The organism is Streptococcus sp. V919, from assembly GCF_054353475.1.
The window spans coordinates 206,574-227,452 of sequence record NZ_JBTHHY010000002.1 but is presented as its reverse complement, the minus strand read 5'-3'; the positions used below and the strand labels follow the sequence as shown (position 1 = coordinate 227,452).

Annotated in this window: 21 protein-coding genes and 1 pseudogene; 5 read left to right on the top strand and 17 right to left on the bottom strand. The window is 39.8% G+C overall.

What is annotated here, in order from left to right; all coding sequences use genetic code 11:
* Positions 1-155: 155 nt before the first annotated feature.
* Positions 156-626 carry a 30S ribosomal protein S7 gene (gene rpsG, locus ACXYSK_RS07220; protein WP_000087873.1) on the bottom strand — a complete coding sequence of 157 codons (471 nt, stop codon included), beginning with the start codon at positions 624-626 and terminating at the stop codon, positions 156-158.
* A 19-nt stretch (positions 627-645) separates the two neighbouring features.
* A complete protein-coding gene (gene rpsL / locus ACXYSK_RS07215; RefSeq protein WP_001142332.1) occupies positions 646-1,059 on the bottom strand; it encodes a 30S ribosomal protein S12 in 414 nt (137 codons plus the stop codon).
* A gap of 331 nt (positions 1,060-1,390) precedes the next feature.
* Between rpsL and ACXYSK_RS07210 the strand changes: the two genes are divergently transcribed.
* Positions 1,391-1,831: a LytTR family DNA-binding domain-containing protein gene (locus ACXYSK_RS07210; protein ID WP_458625547.1), complete on the top strand. Its 441-nt coding sequence runs from the start codon at positions 1,391-1,393 to the stop codon at positions 1,829-1,831.
* A complete protein-coding gene (locus ACXYSK_RS07205; RefSeq protein WP_045613409.1) occupies positions 1,828-2,286 on the top strand; it encodes a DUF3021 domain-containing protein in 459 nt (152 codons plus the stop codon). Before ACXYSK_RS07210 ends, ACXYSK_RS07205 begins: the two co-directional genes overlap by 4 nt.
* A 39-nt stretch (positions 2,287-2,325) precedes the next feature.
* Here ACXYSK_RS07205 and mutS read toward each other — a convergent pair whose 3' ends face one another.
* Together mutS and argR are read right to left on the bottom strand one after the other, a co-directional pair.
* A complete protein-coding gene (gene mutS / locus ACXYSK_RS07200) occupies positions 2,326-4,857 on the bottom strand; it encodes a DNA mismatch repair protein MutS (protein WP_458625546.1) in 2,532 nt (843 codons plus the stop codon).
* A gap of 46 nt (positions 4,858-4,903) precedes the next feature.
* Positions 4,904-5,350, bottom strand: a complete 447-nt coding sequence (gene argR / locus ACXYSK_RS07195) for an arginine repressor (protein WP_006151308.1) — start codon at positions 5,348-5,350, stop codon at positions 4,904-4,906.
* Between the two features lie 153 nt (positions 5,351-5,503).
* On the opposite strand from argR, the gene argS reads away from it, so the two are divergent.
* Positions 5,504-7,195, top strand: coding sequence for an arginine--tRNA ligase (gene argS, locus ACXYSK_RS07190; protein WP_458625545.1), 1,692 nt, complete (start codon positions 5,504-5,506; stop codon positions 7,193-7,195).
* Positions 7,196-7,455: 260 nt separating this feature from the next.
* The gene (locus tag ACXYSK_RS07185) at positions 7,456-7,704 is read left to right on the top strand and encodes a MarR family transcriptional regulator (protein WP_178894531.1); all 249 of its coding nucleotides are present in this window, start codon (positions 7,456-7,458) and stop codon (positions 7,702-7,704) included.
* 32 nt (positions 7,705-7,736) lie between these two features.
* Here the strand turns inward: ACXYSK_RS07185 and ACXYSK_RS07180 are convergent, their stop codons facing one another.
* From ACXYSK_RS07180 to rpmF, 10 genes and pseudogenes are all read right to left on the bottom strand, one after another.
* A complete protein-coding gene (locus tag ACXYSK_RS07180) occupies positions 7,737-7,949 on the bottom strand; it encodes a hypothetical protein (protein WP_414268022.1) in 213 nt (70 codons plus the stop codon).
* 69 nt (positions 7,950-8,018) lie between these two features.
* The gene (nrdI, locus tag ACXYSK_RS07175) at positions 8,019-8,486 is read right to left on the bottom strand and encodes a class Ib ribonucleoside-diphosphate reductase assembly flavoprotein NrdI (protein WP_006154931.1); all 468 of its coding nucleotides are present in this window, start codon (positions 8,484-8,486) and stop codon (positions 8,019-8,021) included.
* 75 nt (positions 8,487-8,561) lie between these two features.
* The gene (locus tag ACXYSK_RS07170) at positions 8,562-9,092 is read right to left on the bottom strand and encodes an ABC transporter permease (RefSeq protein WP_074324515.1); all 531 of its coding nucleotides are present in this window, start codon (positions 9,090-9,092) and stop codon (positions 8,562-8,564) included.
* 61 nt (positions 9,093-9,153) lie between these two features.
* Positions 9,154-10,439 (bottom strand): annotated as a pseudogene (locus ACXYSK_RS07165) (response regulator transcription factor).
* Positions 10,440-10,441: 2 nt separating this feature from the next.
* Complete coding sequence (locus ACXYSK_RS07160) at positions 10,442-12,115, bottom strand: sensor histidine kinase (RefSeq protein WP_458625544.1); 1,674 nt, start codon at positions 12,113-12,115, stop codon at positions 10,442-10,444.
* Positions 12,093-12,707 (bottom strand): YesL family protein, encoded by a 615-nt coding sequence (locus ACXYSK_RS07155; protein ID WP_458625543.1) that lies wholly within the window; start codon positions 12,705-12,707, stop codon positions 12,093-12,095. Before ACXYSK_RS07155 ends, ACXYSK_RS07160 begins: the two co-directional genes overlap by 23 nt.
* Positions 12,708-13,602: 895 nt before the next feature.
* The gene (locus ACXYSK_RS07150; RefSeq protein WP_006151257.1) at positions 13,603-13,827 is read right to left on the bottom strand and encodes a helix-turn-helix transcriptional regulator; all 225 of its coding nucleotides are present in this window, start codon (positions 13,825-13,827) and stop codon (positions 13,603-13,605) included.
* A 2-nt stretch (positions 13,828-13,829) separates the two neighbouring features.
* On the bottom strand, positions 13,830-14,426 hold the full coding sequence (locus ACXYSK_RS07145; RefSeq protein WP_458625542.1) for a DUF3796 domain-containing protein: 597 nt from the start codon (positions 14,424-14,426) through the stop codon (positions 13,830-13,832).
* 472 nt (positions 14,427-14,898) lie between these two features.
* Positions 14,899-15,048 carry a 50S ribosomal protein L33 gene (gene rpmG / locus ACXYSK_RS07140; RefSeq protein WP_001265622.1) on the bottom strand — a complete coding sequence of 50 codons (150 nt, stop codon included), beginning with the start codon at positions 15,046-15,048 and terminating at the stop codon, positions 14,899-14,901.
* A 15-nt stretch (positions 15,049-15,063) separates the two neighbouring features.
* Complete coding sequence (rpmF, locus tag ACXYSK_RS07135) at positions 15,064-15,246, bottom strand: 50S ribosomal protein L32 (protein ID WP_000290417.1); 183 nt, start codon at positions 15,244-15,246, stop codon at positions 15,064-15,066.
* A 217-nt stretch (positions 15,247-15,463) separates the two neighbouring features.
* On the opposite strand from rpmF, the gene ilvD reads away from it, so the two are divergent.
* Positions 15,464-17,167 (top strand): dihydroxy-acid dehydratase, encoded by a 1,704-nt coding sequence (gene ilvD / locus ACXYSK_RS07130; RefSeq protein ID WP_045613736.1) that lies wholly within the window; start codon positions 15,464-15,466, stop codon positions 17,165-17,167.
* A 55-nt stretch (positions 17,168-17,222) separates the two neighbouring features.
* On the opposite strand, the gene ACXYSK_RS07125 is transcribed toward ilvD, so the two are convergent.
* The 3 genes from ACXYSK_RS07125 to tgt form a co-directional block, all read right to left on the bottom strand.
* A complete protein-coding gene (locus ACXYSK_RS07125; RefSeq protein ID WP_004250665.1) occupies positions 17,223-17,564 on the bottom strand; it encodes a metal-sulfur cluster assembly factor in 342 nt (113 codons plus the stop codon).
* 117 nt (positions 17,565-17,681) lie between these two features.
* Positions 17,682-19,499 carry an acyltransferase family protein gene (locus ACXYSK_RS07120; protein ID WP_458625541.1) on the bottom strand — a complete coding sequence of 606 codons (1,818 nt, stop codon included), beginning with the start codon at positions 19,497-19,499 and terminating at the stop codon, positions 17,682-17,684.
* Positions 19,500-19,633: 134 nt separating this feature from the next.
* The gene (gene tgt / locus ACXYSK_RS07115) at positions 19,634-20,776 is read right to left on the bottom strand and encodes a tRNA guanosine(34) transglycosylase Tgt (protein ID WP_016466286.1); all 1,143 of its coding nucleotides are present in this window, start codon (positions 20,774-20,776) and stop codon (positions 19,634-19,636) included.
* Positions 20,777-20,879: the final 103 nt, after the last annotated feature.

Here is a 20,879-nt window from a genome sequence, read left to right as displayed (position 1 = left end):
ATTTTCACTTTGCATCCTTGCCGTTCCTAGCATCATGGTTTAGTTGAGCTCAAGCTAAAAGTCTGGAGAAAAAGATGAATCTCATTGGTTGCAATCGCAGCCTGCTTCGATTCCCTATTTTCTCTGGAACTTTCTTAACGCTTTCGCATTCTATATTACCAACGGAAGTGTGCGAAGGCACGGTTAGCTTCAGCCATACGGTGAGTGTCTTCACGTTTCTTAACTGCTGCACCAGTGTTGTTAGCAGCATCCAAGATTTCTTTTGCAAGACGGTCTTGCATTGTGTGTTCACCACGAAGACGAGCGATTGTTACCAACCAACGAAGTCCAAGTGTTGTACGACGTTCTGGACGAACTTCAACTGGGACTTGGTAGTTTGATCCACCAACACGACGTGCACGTACTTCAAGTACAGGCATGATGTTTTCCATAGCTGTTTCAAATACTTCAAGTGCATCGTTACCAGTAGCTTCTTTGATTTGCTCAAAAGCACCGTAAACGATTGAAGCAGCTGTACCACGTTTACCATCAAGCATAACGCGGTTGATAAGACGAGTAACTAATTGTGAATTGTAAAGCGGATCTGGCAATACGTCACGTTTTGGAGCTCTATTTTTACGACTCATTTCTCTTTATCCCCTTTCCTTATGCTTTTGGACGTTTAGTACCGTATTTAGAACGGCCTTGTTTACGATCGTTAACACCTGCAGTATCAAGTGCACCACGGACGATATGGTAACGTACCCCTGGAAGGTCTTTTACACGTCCACCGCGAAGAAGCACCACGCTGTGCTCTTGCAAGTTGTGTCCGATACCTGGGATGTAGGCAGTAACTTCGATAAGGTTGCTCAAACGTACACGAGCAAATTTACGAAGGGCAGAGTTAGGTTTTTTAGGTGTCATAGTTCCAACACGAGTTGCAACACCACGTTTTTGTGGTGAAGAAACGTTTGTTTGAACTTTTTTATGACTGTTGTAACCAACGTTCAAAGCTGGTGATTTAGATTTTTCTACTTTTGATTTACGCGGTTTGCGAACCAATTGGTTAATTGTAGGCATCTACATTCTCCTGTGTTTTTTTATTTTTGGTGATGATACACTTGGTGACAGCTATCATCTGTGTGTACTTTTGCAACATTTGTCAGCACGTCCCTGTACACTCTTGAGAGACCAAAAGTAAAAAGTACCGTCTAACATTGTACCACGTTTTTTCTATTTTTGTCAATACATTTCTTCTTATTTTTCGACTTCCTTTATCTTTGTTTTATTACAAACCACATAGACTCTGTATCCGACCATATAGTCAAATCACCTTGTAATTGTCTAGAAAATGGTGTTTAATAGATTTGTAAGTAAGAGATCTCTATTACAACTTGATAAAGGAGAAATTATGAAAGTCAGACTTGACATTGATAAACAATATGCCGAAGAACAAATCATCATAGAGGCACCAACCTTGTCTCCAAGAGTTCAAAAAGTTAAAGACTTTGTTCAATCGCTGGATCAAAAAGAAACTCTTAAAGGAAAATTTCAAGATCAGGTTTTTCTTATCGAAATTCAAAAGATTCAACGGATTTACATTGAAAACCGTAAAGTGATAGCTGAAACGGGTAATCGAACCTATGCACTCGACATTCGTCTCTACCAAGCAGTTGAAATTTTACCTGCTTCCTTTATCCAAATTTCCCAATCGGAAATTGTCAACATTGATGCTATCAGTCATCTTAAACTAACCTCTAACGGCTTGATTGAAATTTATCTCAAAAACGACAGTTTTACCTACTCATCTCGCCGTTACCTCAAAGCTATTAAGGAGAAATTAGAACTATGAAAAAACAAGTATTTCACGATGCCACAACTGGTATCCTCATCGGCCTCATCCTATCTATTATCTTTTCGTTTATCCACTCACCAAGTAACTACGCACCTCTCAGCCCCAACTCTTTGATCGGTCAATTCATGACCCAACATCAGGTTCATGGGTCACTCGTCCTACTTTACTGTCTGCTTATTTGGGCAGCAATTGGAGTCCTCTTTAGTTTTGGCGGTCGTCTCTTTGCCCAAGACTGGAGTCTCCTTCGAGCTACTGTCACTCACTTCTTCCTTATGTTGCTAGGTTTCGTCCCTCTAGCAATCTTAGCTGGTTGGTTCCCGCTTCACTGGACTTTCATCCTTCAGCTCATCCCAGAGTTTGCAATCGTCTACCTCATCATCTGGATTGTTCTCTACAAGAGAGAATCTAAAAAAGTTGCAGACATCAATCAACTATTGGCTCATAAAAAATAATAGCTAAAAACCCACTCACAGGACTGAGTGGGTTTTGACTTATAATTTTTGCTTCAGCTCTAACAAGAGATTCATGGCTTGCATAGGCGTTATATTGTAAACATCAATATTCGCCAATTCTGTCAGGATTGGATTTTCTTCTTTTTCATCAAATAGTGACATCTGTTCATTGACAGTATTTTGTTTGGTAGGAATTGGACTTTCCTGACCTTGGCTTTCTAGTTGAGTTAAAATCGCATCCGCTCTTGCTAGTAAGTCTGCTGGCAAACCTGCAATCTTAGCAACGTGAATACCGTACGATTTATCAGCTGGTCCCGGTTCAATCTTATGAAGGAAGGTAACCTGACCGTTTTGCTCTAGCGTGGCCACGTGAACATTAACTAGATGTTCAAGACTAGCCTCCAAGCTGGTTAATTCATGGTAGTGCGTCGCAAAGAGAGTCTTGGCTCCAATATGCTCATGAATGTACTCGATAATAGACTGGGCTAGAGCCATACCATCATAAGTTGCGGTTCCACGACCAAGCTCATCAAAGAGAATCAATGAATCCTCTGTCGCATGACTAATGGCATTATTAGCTTCCATCATCTCTACCATAAAGGTAGATTGGCCTGAAACCAAATCATCCGCTGCACCGATACGGGTAAAAATTGCATCAAAGATTGGCAAACGAGCACTTTCTGCAGGGACATAAGATCCCATCTGGGCCATAATTACTGTTATCGCTAACTGGCGCATATAAGTTGACTTACCGCTCATGTTAGGTCCTGTAATTAGTTGAATGCTAGCATCTTCATCCATCTGAATACTATTGGGAATATAGGTCTGAGCTCCCATGACCTTTTCAACAACTGCGTGACGACCATTTTGGATAGCAATTCTAGACTCTTCCCCAAACTCTGGTCGAATCAGGTGTTGCTTTTCTGCAACTACAGCCAAGCCTTGCAAGACATCGACAGTCGCAATTCCTTGAGCCAGAGCCTGTAGGCGTTGGATATACTTGCCAACCTCCTCACGAATACGCATAAAAATTTCATATTCAAGATTAGCCGATTTCTCACGCGCCTCTAGCATTTCACCCTCGATACGCGCCAACTCCTCTGTTCCAAAACGCTCAGAGTTTTTCAGCGTAGCCTTGCGGAAAAAGTGGGCTGGAACATTACCTAGCTGCGAATTGGTCACATGGAAATAGTAGCCGTCCTTTTTATTGTAATCAATCTTGAGCGTATGGATACCAGAATTTTCTCTTTCCTTGGCCTCAATCTCAGCAATCCAACTAGTTCCTTCTCTGAGAACACGACGGTATTTGTCCAAGGTCTCGTCAAAGCCAGTTCGAATAATACCACCTTCGGTAATCACGTGAGGAGCCTCAGGAGCAATAGCTGCACTAATGAGATTTTCCAACTCAGGAATAGCATCTAGTTGTTCAATCAGATAAGCTAGAGCTGGTTGCTCCATTCCCTCTAAAATGGCGCGAATCCTTGGAACACTTCCCAAGGTAGTCGCTAGTTGCAAGAGGTCTTTAGGATTGCTTTTCCCAAAAGATACACGACTAGCCAGACGCTCGATATCGTAGACTCCCTTGAGGCTTTCTGTTAAATCACTGCGTTCAAAGAAATAATCCAGAAAGACTTGTACAACTTCCTGACGTTCAAGGATACGTTCCTTATCAATCAAAGGACGTTGAATCCAAGAACGTAGAAGACGCATCCCCATGGCAGTCTTGGTTTCATCTAACAACCAGAAAAGACTGCCTTGTTTCTTACCTGAGCGAGCATTTTCAACCAGATCCAGACTGGCTTTGGTCGCATAATCCATCTGCAAGAAATCCTTGATTTCATAGCGGATAACAGGTTTTAAGTGATTCAACTCTCTCATCTGAGTCCGATGAACATATTGGAGGAGTTTACTGCTAGCTGCTTCTTCCACAGATGCCAATTGAGAATCTAACAGATGTAGGTCTTCATAAGTTCCCTGTTCGTAGGAAAGAACTAGATTCATTTGACGACTGAGAATCTGCTCTTCTACTTCAGGCAAGTCATAACCAATCACCACTTCTCTCGCTTTGAGATTGCGGATTTCACCACAGACTAGAGAAAAATCTGATAATTCCGTTACATAGAAATCACCTGTTACTAGGTCCATATAGGCTAGCCCATACCGGGAACCTTCACAATCAATAGCTACCAAAAAGTTATTTTGACTATCTGGCTTACTACTATCAACAACCGTTCCTGGTGTTATAACCTGAACGACCTCACGCTTGACCACACCAACAGCCTGTTTAGGGTCTTCCATCTGTTCAGCTATAGCAACCTTGTAGCCACGCTCCACTAGAACATCGATATATTGTTGGGCAGAGTGGTAAGGAACACCAGCCATGGGAATAGGATTTTCAGCATTTTTATTACGACTGGTCAATGAGATTTCTAGTATCTGGGCAGCATTGACTGCATCCTCATAAAATAACTCATAAAAATCACCCATACGAAAAAGCAAAAAAGCATCTGGATATTGCTTTTTGATATCCACATACTGTTGCATACCCGGTGATAATTTTTCAGTAGCCATTCATTCTCTCCTTGTAAAAACAGTCCTGAGAGAAGCTCTCAAGACCTTATCTATCTTCCATTAGCTCTAGTAGGCGTTCTTCCATAACTTTAGCTGCATGTTGATCTTTACAGATAACCAACAAGGTATTCGCTCCTGCAACCGTTCCTAAAATCCATACATCTTTATTTGAATCTACTACATTAGCTAAGACAGATGCTTCTCCAAGTTTTGTATGGAGCACCAAGGTGAATTCAGCTCTTGCAACACCTTCTAAGTGATGTGACAAAAATTCGACCAAATCAATCTTTTCTGTCTCATTTGCTAATACATAATAGACAACATCGTTTTTCTTAACTTTGGTTAAGCCAAGCTCTCGCAAATCACGAGATAAAGTTGTCTGTGTCACAAAGACATTACAAGCTTCCAAACGATCCTGGATTTCTTTTTGAGTGCCTAATTTTTCTTCTGTAATCATTCGCTTAATAAGCTGATGACGTTCTCTTTTTCTCATATGTTCCTCTCGAGTGCATATTTATAACATTTTACATTTTTTTAGTAAGAACATTATATCAAAAAAACTGGATATTTCAAAAAAATTCTCTTCTTTCCAAAAAAATGTAGTAAATTGTGTTAAAATAGTAGAAAAGCCCTAAAGGAGCCCTAAATGAATACAAAAGAATTGATTGCTAGCGAGTTGGCTAGCGTCATTGATAGCCTGGACCAAGAGGCTATTTTAAATTTACTAGAAACACCTAAAAACTCAGATATGGGAGACATCGCCTTCCCTGCCTTTTCATTAGCAAAGGTTGAACGCAAAGCTCCCCAAATGATTGCTACTGACATCGCTGAAAAGATCAATAGTCAAGCTTTTGAAAAGGTTGTAGCAACAGGACCTTACGTCAACTTTTTCTTAGATAAGGCAGCGATTTCTGGTCAAGTGTTACAGGACGTCATCACTGAAAAAAATCACTACGCTGATCAGAAGATTGGTAACCAAGAAAATGTCGTTATCGATATGTCTAGCCCTAATATCGCTAAACCATTTTCAATCGGTCACCTTCGTTCAACTGTTATCGGTGACAGCTTGTCAAACATCTTCCAAAAAATCGGCTATCAAACTGTCAAGGTTAACCACTTGGGAGACTGGGGGAAACAGTTTGGGATGCTGATTGTCGCCTACAAGAAATGGGGTAACGAAGAAGCCGTCAAAGCTCATCCAATCGATGAACTTCTCAAGCTCTACGTCCGTATCAATGCTGAAGCTGAGAACGATCCAAGCTTGGATGACGAAGCACGTGAATGGTTCCGCAAACTTGAAAACGGCGATGAGGAAGCTCTTGCTCTTTGGCAATGGTTCCGCGATGAAAGCTTGGTGGAATTTAACCGTCTTTACAATGAGTTACAAGTTGAATTCGATAGCTACAACGGAGAAGCCTTCTACAACGATAAAATGGATGCAGTTGTAGATATCCTCGCTGAAAAAGGACTATTGGTCAAATCAGAAGGTGCCCAAGTTGTGAATCTTGAAAAATATGGAATTGAACACCCAGCTCTTATCAAGAAATCTGACGGTGCAACTCTCTACATCACACGTGACTTAGCCGCTGCCCTTTATCGCAAAAACGAGTACCAATTTGCCAAATCTATCTATGTTGTCGGCCAAGAGCAATCTGCTCACTTCAAACAGCTCAAGGCAGTACTACAAGAAATGGGTTACGATTGGAGCCAAGACATTGTCCATGTTCCGTTTGGTTTGGTAACAAAAGAAGGAAAGAAACTTTCTACTCGTAAAGGGAATGTTATCTTGTTAGAGCCAACTGTTGCAGAAGCCATCAGCCGTGCAAAAGCGCAGATCGAAGCTAAAAATCCTGAACTTGAAAACAAAGACCAGGTTGCCCACGCTGTTGGAGTTGGGGCTATTAAATTCTATGACCTTAAAACTGACCGTACAAATGGCTACGACTTCGACCTCGAAGCCATGGTATCCTTTGAAGGGGAGACTGGCCCTTATGTTCAATATGCCTACGCTCGTATCCAATCAATCTTGCGTAAAGCTGATTTCAAACCTGAAGCAGGTGCCAACTATAGCTTGAACGATGCTGAAAGCTGGGAAATCATCAAGCTAATCCAAGACTTCCCACGTATTATTAAACGTGCAGCTGATAACTATGAGCCGTCTATCATCGCTAAATTTGCAATCAGCTTAGCTCAAGCCTTTAACAAATACTATGCCCACACTCGTATCTTAGATGAAAGCCCAGAACGTGACAGTCGCCTAGCTCTCAGCTATGCAACAGCAGTTGTCCTTAAAGAAGCCCTTCGTCTGTTGGGTGTAGAGGCGCCAGAGAAGATGTGATTCAGTACCAACAATTGGAACTAAAGGTTCCTAATTGTTGGACACTAGCCGCTTTTATGCGGACTAGCTAACTGCCTCACTAGTCATGGCCCCTAAATATAATCGATTTAGGGGCCACGACGTCGTAAATGAGGCGACTTGCCTAAACGCTTCACTAATTAATAACAAGTAGCTAGGCGCTTACAGTACTATCACTCGAAAAATAAAAAAATTTACTTTTATCTTACCACCTACTTCTTTATCACTTAGGGAGAATTTTTATGAGCCAGTATGCTTATATTCTAGTTGTTATCAGTCTTCTTTTTCTCTTTCTTGTCAATAAATATGAAAAAGAGAAACTTCAAAGACTGCTTCAGAACCAACTATTGAAAGATCAAGCTTTTCGTGCAACTATCAAAGAGAAAATCCAAACGATAGAAAACATCAATGATGTCATTGACTACATTAACAAAGGTTACCGTTTAGGAATTCCCATTTCAAAAGAAATCGTTGACGAAATTCGCAAATAAGAAAAACTCGAGATACCATTTCTCGAGTCTTTTTATTTATTTCTTCTGACAGCTAAGATTTCTACCAGGATAACAATCCCTAAGGATACCATGGTTCCAAATGGTGCTGCATCTTCATCAAAAATTTTCTCAGAGAACAGTAGCAGAGCAATCGCTAATAGTAGCAAAGCACTGCATAGCATAATATCCTTGAAGCTTGGTTTGCGTTTTATATACTTTAAAAATGATTTCTGTAGTTTACTCATTTCGATTGTCCCCTTTGAAGTAAATCCTTTATCCATAGAATAAAACTCTTCCTCAGAAAATCTAGCCTCTTATAAAGCTTCTAATTCATACAAGTCTGCAATAATCCCTGCAACCTTTTTGATATCTCCTAGCATGCCGCGCATCTCAAAGTCAGCCAGGACTGGAAAACCAAAGCGTTGACTGTATTGTTTTGCAGTTAGACAGTATTGGTTGTTGAAGTTACGATTCCCAGATCCTACGACACCAAAACACTTGCTAGCATTGTCACCATAAGCAATAAAGTCACCTACTGGAGTGGTCAAGATTTCCACATCTCCATTGTCAACGCCATTGCCACCTTCTAGGTAAGTCGGTAGAAAAGCCACATATGGATTGGTCATCTCAAAGAAATCTTCTCCTTCCTTGACCAAGTCTTTAATATGAATTTTTTCCACATCAATATTCGCATACTGCTCCAACAAATAAGCTTTCAAACGTGTCACAAAACTCTCCGTGTTCCCGCTCAGACTGATATAAACTAAGGAAATTTTTTTCATCTTTTCCTCCCTCTTTCTCGAATCCAAAAAAATAACTACCAAGATTGTATCTTGATAGTTATCCTTTGTCAACTCTTAGGCGAGTTCTTCCTCTTGAGATTCTGTTAGTTCTTTTTGCTGACGCCATATTTTATAAAAGACGATTCCCAAAAAGATAACATTGATGACTATGAATATGATAGTGGTTACTTTTGACATGACTTCCATTCCTAAACGTAGGGTGTCATCTTTAATCAATTGCATAGCATCTTGTAAATTCATATTGTCATGGACTAGTCCAACAATAGCTAACAAGGCATATCCAACATAAGTGTAGTTTGCCAACTGCAGGTTCTTACGAATTAAGAAAACAAAGGCTACTACAACTAGGATAGCAGATAAAATAATGAGTATCGTGTTAAAAATAGAGTGAGATGACTCTGACACTTGGTGGGCATAGTTAACAGCATCTTCTATTTGTTGAGCACTAAGTGTCCCAACATTTTCTTGGCTAGCACGAAGGGCGTCCTTACTAGGTACTGGAGTGAATATTCCAACTACTGCCAAGGCTGAATTAATCGCTGATAAGACTAATAAAATCCATAGATAAATTGGTTTCTTTTTCATAAAAGCAACCTCCTCATATTTTTAAATTTATTATAGCATATTTTAAAATGGATAACAAAAGTTAGAGGGTTACATCAATCTGCTTACGGTAGGCCTTAGGAGACTTTCCACATAGTTTTCGAAAAACCTTGTAGAAGTAGCCTACATTACTATACCCAACTGTATAGCAGATATCCTCAATACTATCGTTTGTAGATAGCAAGAGTTGTTGGGCAGCCTTGATGCGTTGCTTATTGAGAAGTTCCGCAAAGGTTGAATTGGTTTCCTTCTTGATTAACTGACCCAAATATACTGGGTTGATAAAGAGGTCCTTGCTGATATCCTTGAGAGACAGCTCTTTTTTATAGTCTCTACCAATGACTTCGAGTACACTGACGACATTTTCATTCATGCGGTATTGGCCAAAGAAGGAAGTCAAGGTTTCTTTTGTATAAGACACTAAGTCTTCAAAGTTTGTGATGGCATGAATATTCTTGACGATATCTGTCATATCATCTGCTTTCAGATGCTCGAAGAGATGGAAGACATCCATAACAAACTGAGTAAAGAGTTGCTTGGTGATGGATACCCTCGGTGTGTTTTCTAAGACAATCTTCTCAAGCAAATTCAACTCCTCGATAATCTGTTGAAGATTGCCCTGAATAATCACCCGATAGATGGGTTCATAATAAGAAAAGAGACTCTCGGACTGATCCAGATTAACAGTTCCATAAAAAGTGCTTTTTCAACGTCAAACTTCCATTTTTCAAAGTTTACCTGATAAGGTGCCTCAAAAGGCAGAACGAGTAAACCATCGAATTTCTGATTTGCAAGAACAATCTGCCAGTCTTGACCTAGGACGTAGTAAGGAATGACAAAATCCCCTTGTTTTTTCTGGGAAAGTCCAATCCACCAGTTTTCTTTTTGAGATAGGTGTGCTTTAAATGCTTCGTCGTCTAACTTTTGGCTTAACATTTCTGGTTCATGCACTTTCTCACGAAGCTGACCGATGATTTTCTCAAGTAAATGCTCCAGCTCAACCTTATCAACTGGTTTGACAAGATAGTCTACAACATTGAGGTTCATAGCTTTTTTGACATAGTCAAATTCTTGGTAACCAGAGAGAAGGATATAGTATGCATCTGGCAACAATTCCTTCATCTCTCCAATCATTTCAAGACCTGTCTTGTCGGGCATGTTGACATCAGAAATGACGACATCTACAGGGTGCTCACGAACATAGTCCAGAGCGTCATCAGCATGATTAGCCGTCGCGACGACTTCCATATCCCATTTTTCAAAAGGAATCAAACGCTTAAGCCCTTCTGTAATCATGTACTCATCGTCAACTAATAGTACTTTATACATGTTTATCCTTTCTCTTCGTCCTGAATGGTGATTCGATAGTGAACGCCTTCCTGTTCAGCCGATTCAACACTAATATCATAGCGGTCTCCAAAGTAGAGCACAAAACGTTCGTGGATATTCACAATCCCAATAGACTGCCGTTTCCCACTATAATCTGCTGTATGTTCAAAGGTGCTTTGAGTTAATTTATCTTGGATTTCTGCTAGTTTTTCAGCAGACATCCCACGGCCATTATCGGTTACCAAGATTTCGACATAGCCATCTTTTTTCAAAGCCTTGATACTGATAACATTATCTGTTCTTTTGTGATCAACTCCATGGGCAAAATAATTTTCCACTAAAGGTTGGAGGGTGAACTTTGGAATACGCATTTCTTCCAATTCAGGATCAATTTTAAATCCGTATGCAATGGATTTTGGATAGCGAACCATACAGAGATAACTGTACTTCCGACAAAACTCCACTTCTTGCTTGAGTGTCGTTTCTCGCTCGTCGGAAATATTATTGCGTAGGAGACTACTGAACTCATAGATGATATCTGCTAATTCATTTTGATTCTCCATCACAGCATACATCCGCAAAAACTCCAGAGTATTATACATGAAATGCGGATTAATTTGAGCTTGTAGCGCACGCATGTTGGCATCTTTTTGATTGAGTTCCAGTTGATAAATATCGTGAATATTACTTTCCAACCGGTCCAACATATCGTTTGTCGTTTCAGCAATCAAAAGTAATTCTTGATCCTTTTTGTCGGTATTAATCCTCTTTGTCTGCTCTCCCTTAGTAATGGCTTGGATCGAATCCACCAAATCCACAACCTGATTTTGGTAATCAGAGAAGGTTCTTCTTAGGGTGATATATAAGATGATGATAAAGAGAGCACTCAAACCAACGATTAGAGCTGAGTTGGCTAAGCTACCATTTAAAACATAATTCTGAGGAACAGCAACTTGAACTTGATAGCCGTGCGCTGTTGAACCTACCATCCAAGAACCTCTAGTCCCTTTTTCTCCCAGATGAAACATGTCCGTCTCAAAGGGCGTAATAACAGAAACAGCGACTGGGACGACACCTCTGGTATTATCAATCGCCTTATAGAGAACTTCTGGTGGCACCGAGATATAAATAACCCCTATGGCCTGGTCCGATACGGGATCGGATACTGGAACAGCGAAACTATTAGCATCTGGTTTAAAGTTTTCAGCTGGAATCTTCTGTCCACTACGATTATCTCTCTTGGAAACAAAGACGTCCGTTGAATCCTGCAGAACAATCGCAACACCGCTCACAAAATCATTTCGGACGTAGATATCATCAATATTTTCATAAATAGAGACCGAAATATAAGGAGAGGCCTTTCGTTCGAGTTGCCAATAGAAATAATCTGGTGTACTGAGACTGAAATACTTATAAATCCCTTCAATGCGGGCTTGATTTTCTACCAAACCTTGAGCCAGGCGGGTTGACTCTCGATAATAGTATTCAACCTCGTCGACGGTCCGAGCCAAGACACGTTGACTGACTCGACTTGCTTCTTTTTCACGCATATCCCAGTAAGCATAGGAGAGTAAGAGAGCAAAACAAGTGATGATAGCAATCATGACTAGGCTATAGAGTCTAAGAAGTGAGTGGAGACGAAACTGTTTGGTATTATCTTGTTGCCAATTTTTCATGAATACTCTCATAAACAGGCTCCAACAAATCGCTAATAAAGAAGTGCCACATTCCAATACCTACAAAAATAAGGAGGGCTGGCATGTAGAAACCAATAATAATCAACAAGACACTACCAAGAAGAACCTTGGCCATAGCTGATAGGCTCATAAATATTCCGATAAAAGCAAGCTTTAGAGTGTTTTTATAGGATAATTCAAAGTAAACCTGCAGTTTTAAAGACACTGCATAGCCTAGAAATACCACGGCTACTAAAAAGATATTTAGAAAAGTTGCTGCCAAGTGGATGATGGTCTGGTTGGGCAATTGAATCATCAGATACAAACCATAAATCAAGATGAAGTCAATCCCTATAAAGGTGTAGAAACTGAGATTGCTTTTGACAAAATTGCTCTTAAATAAAACCCATGCTTCCTTGAAACGATAAGCACGATAAGAATAACCGTGTTCTGCATATAAACTCATGAGAGTTGCACTAGCGGGTGCTATACCAAAGACCACTCCTCCTGCTAGTGTCAATAACCAAAAATAAGCCGTCGCAATCATCCCCAAAAAGAAACGATGAAAGACTAGCTCAATGAAATTTCCCACGGTTTGCCTCCTATAATTTAATCTAGTTTTATTATAACATATTTCAAGCGCTCTCAAAAATAGGAGCAATAAAAAAATAAATACATTTATTGGTTTAATTATGATATTTGTACTATAATAAAGATAGATAGAGATACTGATTAATAATCAAAGAACAAAGGCTTTACCAGGGCAGATGGATATGTTTGAAAATTAGATAATTACTATTCAACTTAATTATTGGTTTGACAAAATAACGAAAGGGGTACGAGACATGACTATTTTTATTTTAAGAACTACCGTGTTTTGGATTGCTCTTATTTTGAGTCTTTTCTCTGATAAATTGTTCAAACAACATGCAAAAATCGGAAAAATAATTTGCACTATAATAGCATTAATTGCGGCATTGTCATTTCTGTTCTAAGTTATTTTAGGAATACAGGAATTAGTTCGTCCTGTGTTCTTTTTTTCTGCCAAAATGTACATTGATCAAATAAATGACAAGTTGATAAAATTGATATGTAATTTCAAAACAAGATAAAAACGCTCTAGACAATAGGACTAGAGCGTTTTTCTTATGTATTGATTCGTATAGAATGCTTACTTCACTTCTCAATAACATAAGCTCCGAAAACGAAGTTTTGGTAATCTAATGATAATCCATTGTTTGTAAGATTAGGTTATAAGTGTTTATTTCCAACGAAAATGAAGTTTGAATGCTTAATTTAATAGGCTTTTACAGATATTTGATTTTTGTTACCCAAAACCAGGCTTGAAAAAAGCTCGTAAAGCATCACAATTAGTAAACGTTAATTCGAAAGAATTACTATATTTTAAGAGTACATTTTCAAAGGATTTTTCTTTTGTCTTCAATTCCTAATTAATCAATGAACTTAATGCTAGGTCTCGAAAAGAATTATGCTTCCTCTTTCTGTCTGAGTTCAAAGAGGTCTTCTACTTTCAAATCAAAAACTTGAGCAATTTTAAGAGCCATTTCCAGCGAAGGATTGTAACGGTTATTTTCCAAGTGAAGAATTGTCTCGCGTCGCATGCCGATGAGGTCGGCTAACTCCTGCTGGGTCATGCCTGTGGACTCACGAACAGATTTGAGATTCGTAATAATCTTGCTTTCTTTGGCCATGCTTATCCTCTCCGTTCCAAGATAAAATAGACAACCGCAAAGATGAGAATCAAGGCAGCTATGCTAATAAAGATCTGGCCCATGTAAAGAGTGAGAGACCCCATATACCCAATGATAACTGCTAGGATCATCAGTGCGCCTAGGATAAAAACAAACATCAAGCTAGCTGCCTTGGCTAAATTAGCATAAAAGCGTTCGTCTGGAGTTTCCTTGACATTTTTAAAACAGAAAAAACCAAATACACTCACTTCAATAACGAGGCCAATTCCCAAAATCCATTCTCTAATACCAGAGCTTTCACTAGGGGTTGCAACCAAAAACCCTACTGTATAAAAAATGCTTGCTGCAAACACAAGTATCGTGTAAATCTTAGCAGACAAGTCAAAAATAATCTTTCCCTTACCTTTCTGACTTTTATGAGGCCATGGTTTCATATGTAGCCAGCCCCAAATAGCTACAATCTGACTTAACACTGAAATACCAACAATAACTAACTTGGGTCCCCAACTAAGATTAGAACCAAATAAAACAATAAAATCAATAGAGAGAGCTACGGCAATCATTGAAATGAGGCCACGCATTTTTTGACTTTTTTTCATGATAGACTCCTTTTTTATGTTATAAATATATAACACTTAAATTTATGTTATAAATATATCACACTTAAATCTAGAAAGCAAGAATTTATGTGTCAATGTGGCAATTATTTGAAAAATTTTTTTAATTAAAGACCTCGCTAGTCAAACAACTAAAGAATTCTTTGAGGCAATGTTTGGATAGTTTCGTTAATAGTATTTGATGATAAAGAATTTTTGGAAAATCTAGATACTGTATGAATCTTTACTTTGTTCTTAGACAGTTATAAAGTCGATCAGAATGAACCTTGTAAATGTATAAGTCAATTCTTACAGACCTAAACTATTCTCCTGTTTAGAATCTATACTTTCCAAACCAGGTCTTGAGAAAAAAGGTAGAGATTGAACTGAAATATAGTGCAATGTATTGAAATTGAAAAAAAGAAAAAACGCTTAAAATCAGCGTTTTTCTTATGTATTGATTCGTATTGAATGCTTACTTCACTTCTGTAAACACAACGTGTTTGCGAAGTTTTGGTGAGTATTTCTTCAATTGAAGACGGTCTGGAGTGTTACGTTTGTTTTTAGAAGTAAGGTACAAGCGTTCACCAGATTCTTTGTGTTCAAGTGTAATATTTACGCGCATGGTATCTCCCTTCTATTATTCAGCTGATGCAGCTTTAGCGATCTTACGTCCTTTGTAGTATCCTTTAAGTGATACGCGGTGAGAACGTGAGTAATCTCCAGTAGTTTCGTCAAAGTTTACAGATGGAGCTGTTACTTTGTAGTGAGTACGACGTTTGTTTTTCTTCGCTTTTGATGTGCGACGTGCAGGTACTGCCATTTCGTTTTTCTCCTTTTAAGATATAAATTCAATTAGGTTTGATTTTCATCAACTTTAATAGTATATCAAAACTTTTTTGTAAAGTAAAGTTACTTGACAAAAAAAGTTGTATTTTTTTATCGTACACTGTTGAATTGTCTGAAAATTTAAAAATTTTCTTCTGTTATTCATATGAAAATTGTGCTATAATGGAACAAACTGAAATGGGAGGGAACAAATGACAGAATTAGACAAACGTCACCGCAGTAGCATTTATGACAGTATGGTAAAATCACCAAACCGTGCTATGATGCGTGCGACTGGTATGACAGATAAAGACTTTGAAACACCGATTGTAGGGGTCATTTCAACCTGGGCAGAAAACACACCGTGTAATATTCACTTACATGACTTTGGGAAATTGGCTAAAGAAGGTGTCAAATCTGCTGGTGCTTGGCCTGTTCAATTTGGAACCATTACGGTAGCAGACGGGATTGCCATGGGAACGCCTGGTATGCGCTTCTCCCTAACGTCACGTGATATCATTGCAGATTCTATTGAAGCTGCCATGGGTGGTCACAACGTAGATGCCTTTGTAGCTATCGGTGGCTGTGATAAGAACATGCCTGGTTCTATGATTGCCATTGCCAATATGAATATCCCAGCTATTTTCGCCTACGGTGGTACTATCGCCCCTGGAAAACTAGATGGCAAAGACATCGACTTGGTTTCTGTATTTGAAGGAATCGGTAAGTGGAACCACGGTGACATGACGGCTGAAGACGTCAAACGTCTCGAATGTAATGCCTGCCCTGGCCCTGGTGGTTGCGGTGGTATGTATACTGCTAACACCATGGCTACTGCTATCGAAGTTTTGGGTATGAGCTTGCCAGGTTCTTCTTCTCACCCGGCAGAATCTGCTGATAAGAAAGAAGACATCGAAGCAGCTGGACGCGCTGTCGTCAAAATGCTTGAATTGGGAATCAAACCTTCAGATATCTTGACTCGTGAAGCCTTTGAAGATGCCATTACTGTTACAATGGCTCTAGGTGGTTCTACTAACGCCACTCTTCACTTGCTCGCCATTGCCCACGCGGCTAATGTTGACTTGTCACTTGAGGACTTCAATACCATCCAAGAGCGTGTGCCTCACTTAGCCGACCTGAAACCTTCTGGTCAGTATGTCTTCCAAGACCTCTACGAAGTTGGTGGTGTACCAGCGGTTATGAAGTACTTGTTGGCAAACGGATTCCTTCACGGAGACCGTATCACATGTACTGGTAAGACAGTTGCTGAAAACTTGGCTGATTTTGCAGACCTGACACCAGGTCAAAAAGTCATTATGCCACTTGAAAATCCTAAACGTGCGGACGGTCCATTGATCATCTTGAACGGTAATCTTGCTCCTGATGGTGCCGTTGCCAAGGTATCTGGTGTGAAAGTTCGTCGTCACGTTGGTCCAGCCAAGGTCTTTGATTCTGAAGAAGATGCTATCCAAGCTGTCTTGTCTGATGAAATCGTTGATGGCGACGTTGTCGTTGTTCGTTTCGTTGGACCTAAGGGTGGTCCTGGTATGCCTGAGATGCTGTCCCTTTCTTCTATGATTGTTGGTAAAGGTCAAGGAGACAAGGTGGCCCTCTTGACGGATGGCCGTTTCTCTGGTGGTACTTATGGTCTGGTTGTTGGACATATCGCACCTGAAGCTCAGGATGGTGGACCAATTGCCTACCTCCGCACAGGCGATATCGTCACCGTTGACCAAGATACAAAAGAAATTTCCATGGCTGTATCTGATGAAGAACTTGAAAAACGTAAGGCAGAAACAACCTTGCCACCACTCTATAGCCGTGGTGTCCTCGGTAAGTACGCCCATACTGTATCTTCTGCATCACGTGGTGCTGTTACAGACTTCTGGAATATGGAACAGTCTGGTAAAAAATAAGCAAATCAAAAGCAAGTCTAAATGGCTTGCTTTTTTGTAATTTCAAAATAGATAACTATCGTGGTGGCAGTCCAAGTGCTATGCGTCCATAACGACTAATGCGTGTGATCTTCCAAGCCGGAGACCAGGTAACTTCAACCTTGACATCTTCAATGCCATCAATTTGTTTTAAACCTGCTACGATCTCAATCGGCAAACTTTCTGCACAATCACAGGCAGTATCAGTGAAGGTCATGACAACTGTACAAAGACCAGCCTCATCTAAATGAATCTCATAAATCAATCCAAGATTGTATACATCTAGCTCTACATCTGTATCATAAACTTTTTCGAGTACTTCAATGATTTGGTCTTCCAATGCTAGAGCACGGTCATTAATCTTGATGTCTTCTCTCATTGTATTCCCTCCATTTTTTGACTGTTCCTATTTTCTCATAATTCTGACAATTTGGCAAGTTTTTCCCAATCCTGTTTAAAGCAAAAAAGTAGAGATAGAATCTCTACTTTTTATTGATTATTTTGATTTGACAGGTTTGTCTGCCAGAGCTTTAACGGCATTATTAATAGTTTCTGCATAAAGTTTAGCGCCTTCATCCTGCTTAGTGGTATCACTACCGAAGTGAACTCGGTCTGTCCCTTTCCAAATATCTGGATGATCTTTGGCGACTTGATTCCAATCTGCAAGTGCAATATATGGATACTTTTGTGCCAATTCACGCGCATAGCTTGCATACTGTTCTACGTAAGGTTGCGTTTCCTGCGTTGTATCACCCTCGTATGGAGTTACAAGGACAAGCTGATGCCCCTTCGGAAGATTTGTTATCAGTAGATCCAAATCAGCCTTATAATCTTCAGGATTATTAACACCAGTCGCGATGACTACAATTTTAGGCAAGGCTTTATTCTGACTGTAATTCAGCATCAATGCATTTGCTTGTTTGGTATTTCGACTGACTTGACCATCAATCTGAGCATCTGGTAAGATTTCTTTCAGTCCATCTGAAGCACGCAAGGTGACAGAATCTCCGATGATGGATACACCGTCAGCTATATTGTAGCGACTAGCTTCTGCTTGATCGGCCATAGTTTTTGTTCGAGTAATATTAGTTTGGGCTTGATTGAGACCAGTAACCATCAAATCCGTTTCAAAAGCACCTACTTGTGGAGCTATCAGTATCACGACCAAGGTAATCAAACTAAGAACTCCAACACTACCAGCAAAGATTGGCTTGATGTGAGGAATTTCTTTTGCCATCCGCAAAAGTTTGCTGGATTTCCCTGCAATGAAAGGTTCGATCACATAGAAAGAAAGGGTAGCAAAAAGATAAGAAAAGATAATCGTTAGAATCACTGCTAGTATATTTCCCACCAATTGAGAGAAAATAATATAAAACGGCCAGTGGAAAAGATAGACGGCATAGCTGGTATCCGCTAAAAAGCTGATAATCTTTGGCTCTTTGATCGTCGGTGTCTTCTCATGCAAAAGGCGTGCTGCAACAATCATCAGAAGGGCAGCTAAGCTTGCAAACAAGAATCCAAGTAAATAAGCAAATAGATATGTAAATTTCACAAAGAAGGTCAGTAAGAGCAAGACTCCGAGACCAGCTGAAAAGACTAATAAGGTCTGTTTCAAGTCCAAGGTTTGATTCAAACGTTTGAGAAGAGGTGTCGTATGACGGACCCCTATCAAGGTAGCTAGGAAACTACCTAGGAAGAATGGATAAACATGAGTCAAAGTTGAGAAGTAGAGTGTTGAGTAGGAGCTAACGATAAAGCTACCAATAAACATAGAAAGGAAGCTAACCATAAAAGTCGCTGAGGAAAGTAGGAAAATCATTCCTCGTAGTTGTCCACTTGTTTTTGCTCGCTTGGCCAAGAACCAAACTGCCAAGCCCCACAAGATATAGTAATGAACTTCAACAGCTAAGCTCCAGTTGTGAACAAAGAGATGGGGGATAAACTGGGACTCATAACTTCCTCCTGTCAACATTTCATAGAAGTTAGTCATAAATCCAAGAACACCAGCAATTTGACCACCGATTCCTGCCACATAATCTTGACGAACCAAGAAAGTGAAGGGCATAACGACGAGGACCATCAAAACAACCGGCGGAAAAATCCGATAGAAGCGTCGTCTAAAAAATCCTAGGATATCAATTTTACCTTTTTGTTCAAATTCTTCTAATAAGAGAGATGTAATTAGAAAACCTGAGAAGGTGAAGAAGACGTCAACCCCGAAGAAACCTCCTGGGAAAACCGTCTGAAAGAAATGGTACAAGAGTACCAAAAGCAAACCTGTAATCCTAATTAAGGAAAACCATTTAATACGCATACGAGTTTATTCTCCATTCATTAGATTGGCAAAAAAGCCATCTAATTTTCAATCCATAATACCTTTATTCTATCAAAAAAAACAGAAAAATCCTAAGATAAAACTTAGGATTTTTAGCTGATATCAAGCAAAAATTAGAAATTACGTCCAGACTTGTTATAGCCATATTTTTCAACAAAATGCTCACGGAATTCCAAAAGATTATCATCCATGATAGCCTGACGAACCTGCTTCATGAGGTTGAGCAAGAAGTAAAGGTTATGGTAACTTGTCAAGCGGATACCAAAGGTTTCATCAGCCTTGAGCAAGTGACGAAGATAGGCACGGGTGTAGTTCTTACATGTGTAGCAATCACACTCTGGATCAAGTGGTGTGAAGTCCTCAGCAAACTGGGCATTCTTGACAACCAAACGTCCTTGGCTAGTCATACAAGTACCATTACGAGCGATACGAGTCGGTAAGACACAGTCAAACATATCAACACCACGAATAACACCATCAATCAAGCTATCTGGCGCTCCTACTCCCATCAAGTAACGAGGTTTATTTTCAGGAAGCAGTTGGGTCGTAAAGTCCAAAACTGCATTCATCTCCTCATGGGTTTCTCCAACGGCTAGTCCACCAATAGAGTAGCCTGGGAAGTCCATGCTGACAAGGTCTTGAGCTGACTGACGACGAAGGTCTTCAAATCCTGCCCCTTGTACAATCCCAAATAAACCTTGGTCATGTGGACGACGATGAGCTTTTAAGCCACGTTCAGCCCAACGGCTGGTACGTTCGATTGATTTTTTTACATAATCATAGGGTTGATAAAATTGAGGGCACTCATCAAAGGACATCATGATGTCTGAACCTAGATTATTTTGTATTGAGATGGCCTTTTCAGGTGAAAGGAACATCTTAGAACCATTAAGGTGATTCTTGAAGGTCACCCCTTCTTCTGTGATATTTCGACTATCTGCTAGAGAGTACACTTGAAAACCACCACTATCTGTCAAAATGGGTTGGTCCCAGTTCATAAACTTATGAAGCCCACCAGCTCTAGCAATCAGTTCATCTCCAGGGCGAAGCCACAGATGATAGGTATTAGATAGGATAATCCCCGAACCCATCTCTTTCAATTCTTCAGGAGACTGAGTCTTAACTGTTGCTTGAGTCCCAACTGGCATAAACATAGGAGTTGGAAAGGTTCCGTGTGGCGTTATAATTTCACCCAGACGAGCTCCTGTGTGTTTTTCTTTTTTAATCAATCGATATTTGATTGGTGAATCTGACATTTTTTACCTCCGAAGCTGGGAAAGACAGTCCCAGTTCTTACTTTGTGCCCAAGGGCATACTGTATGATTCTATCAAAAAAAACAGGAACTGTCACGAACTATG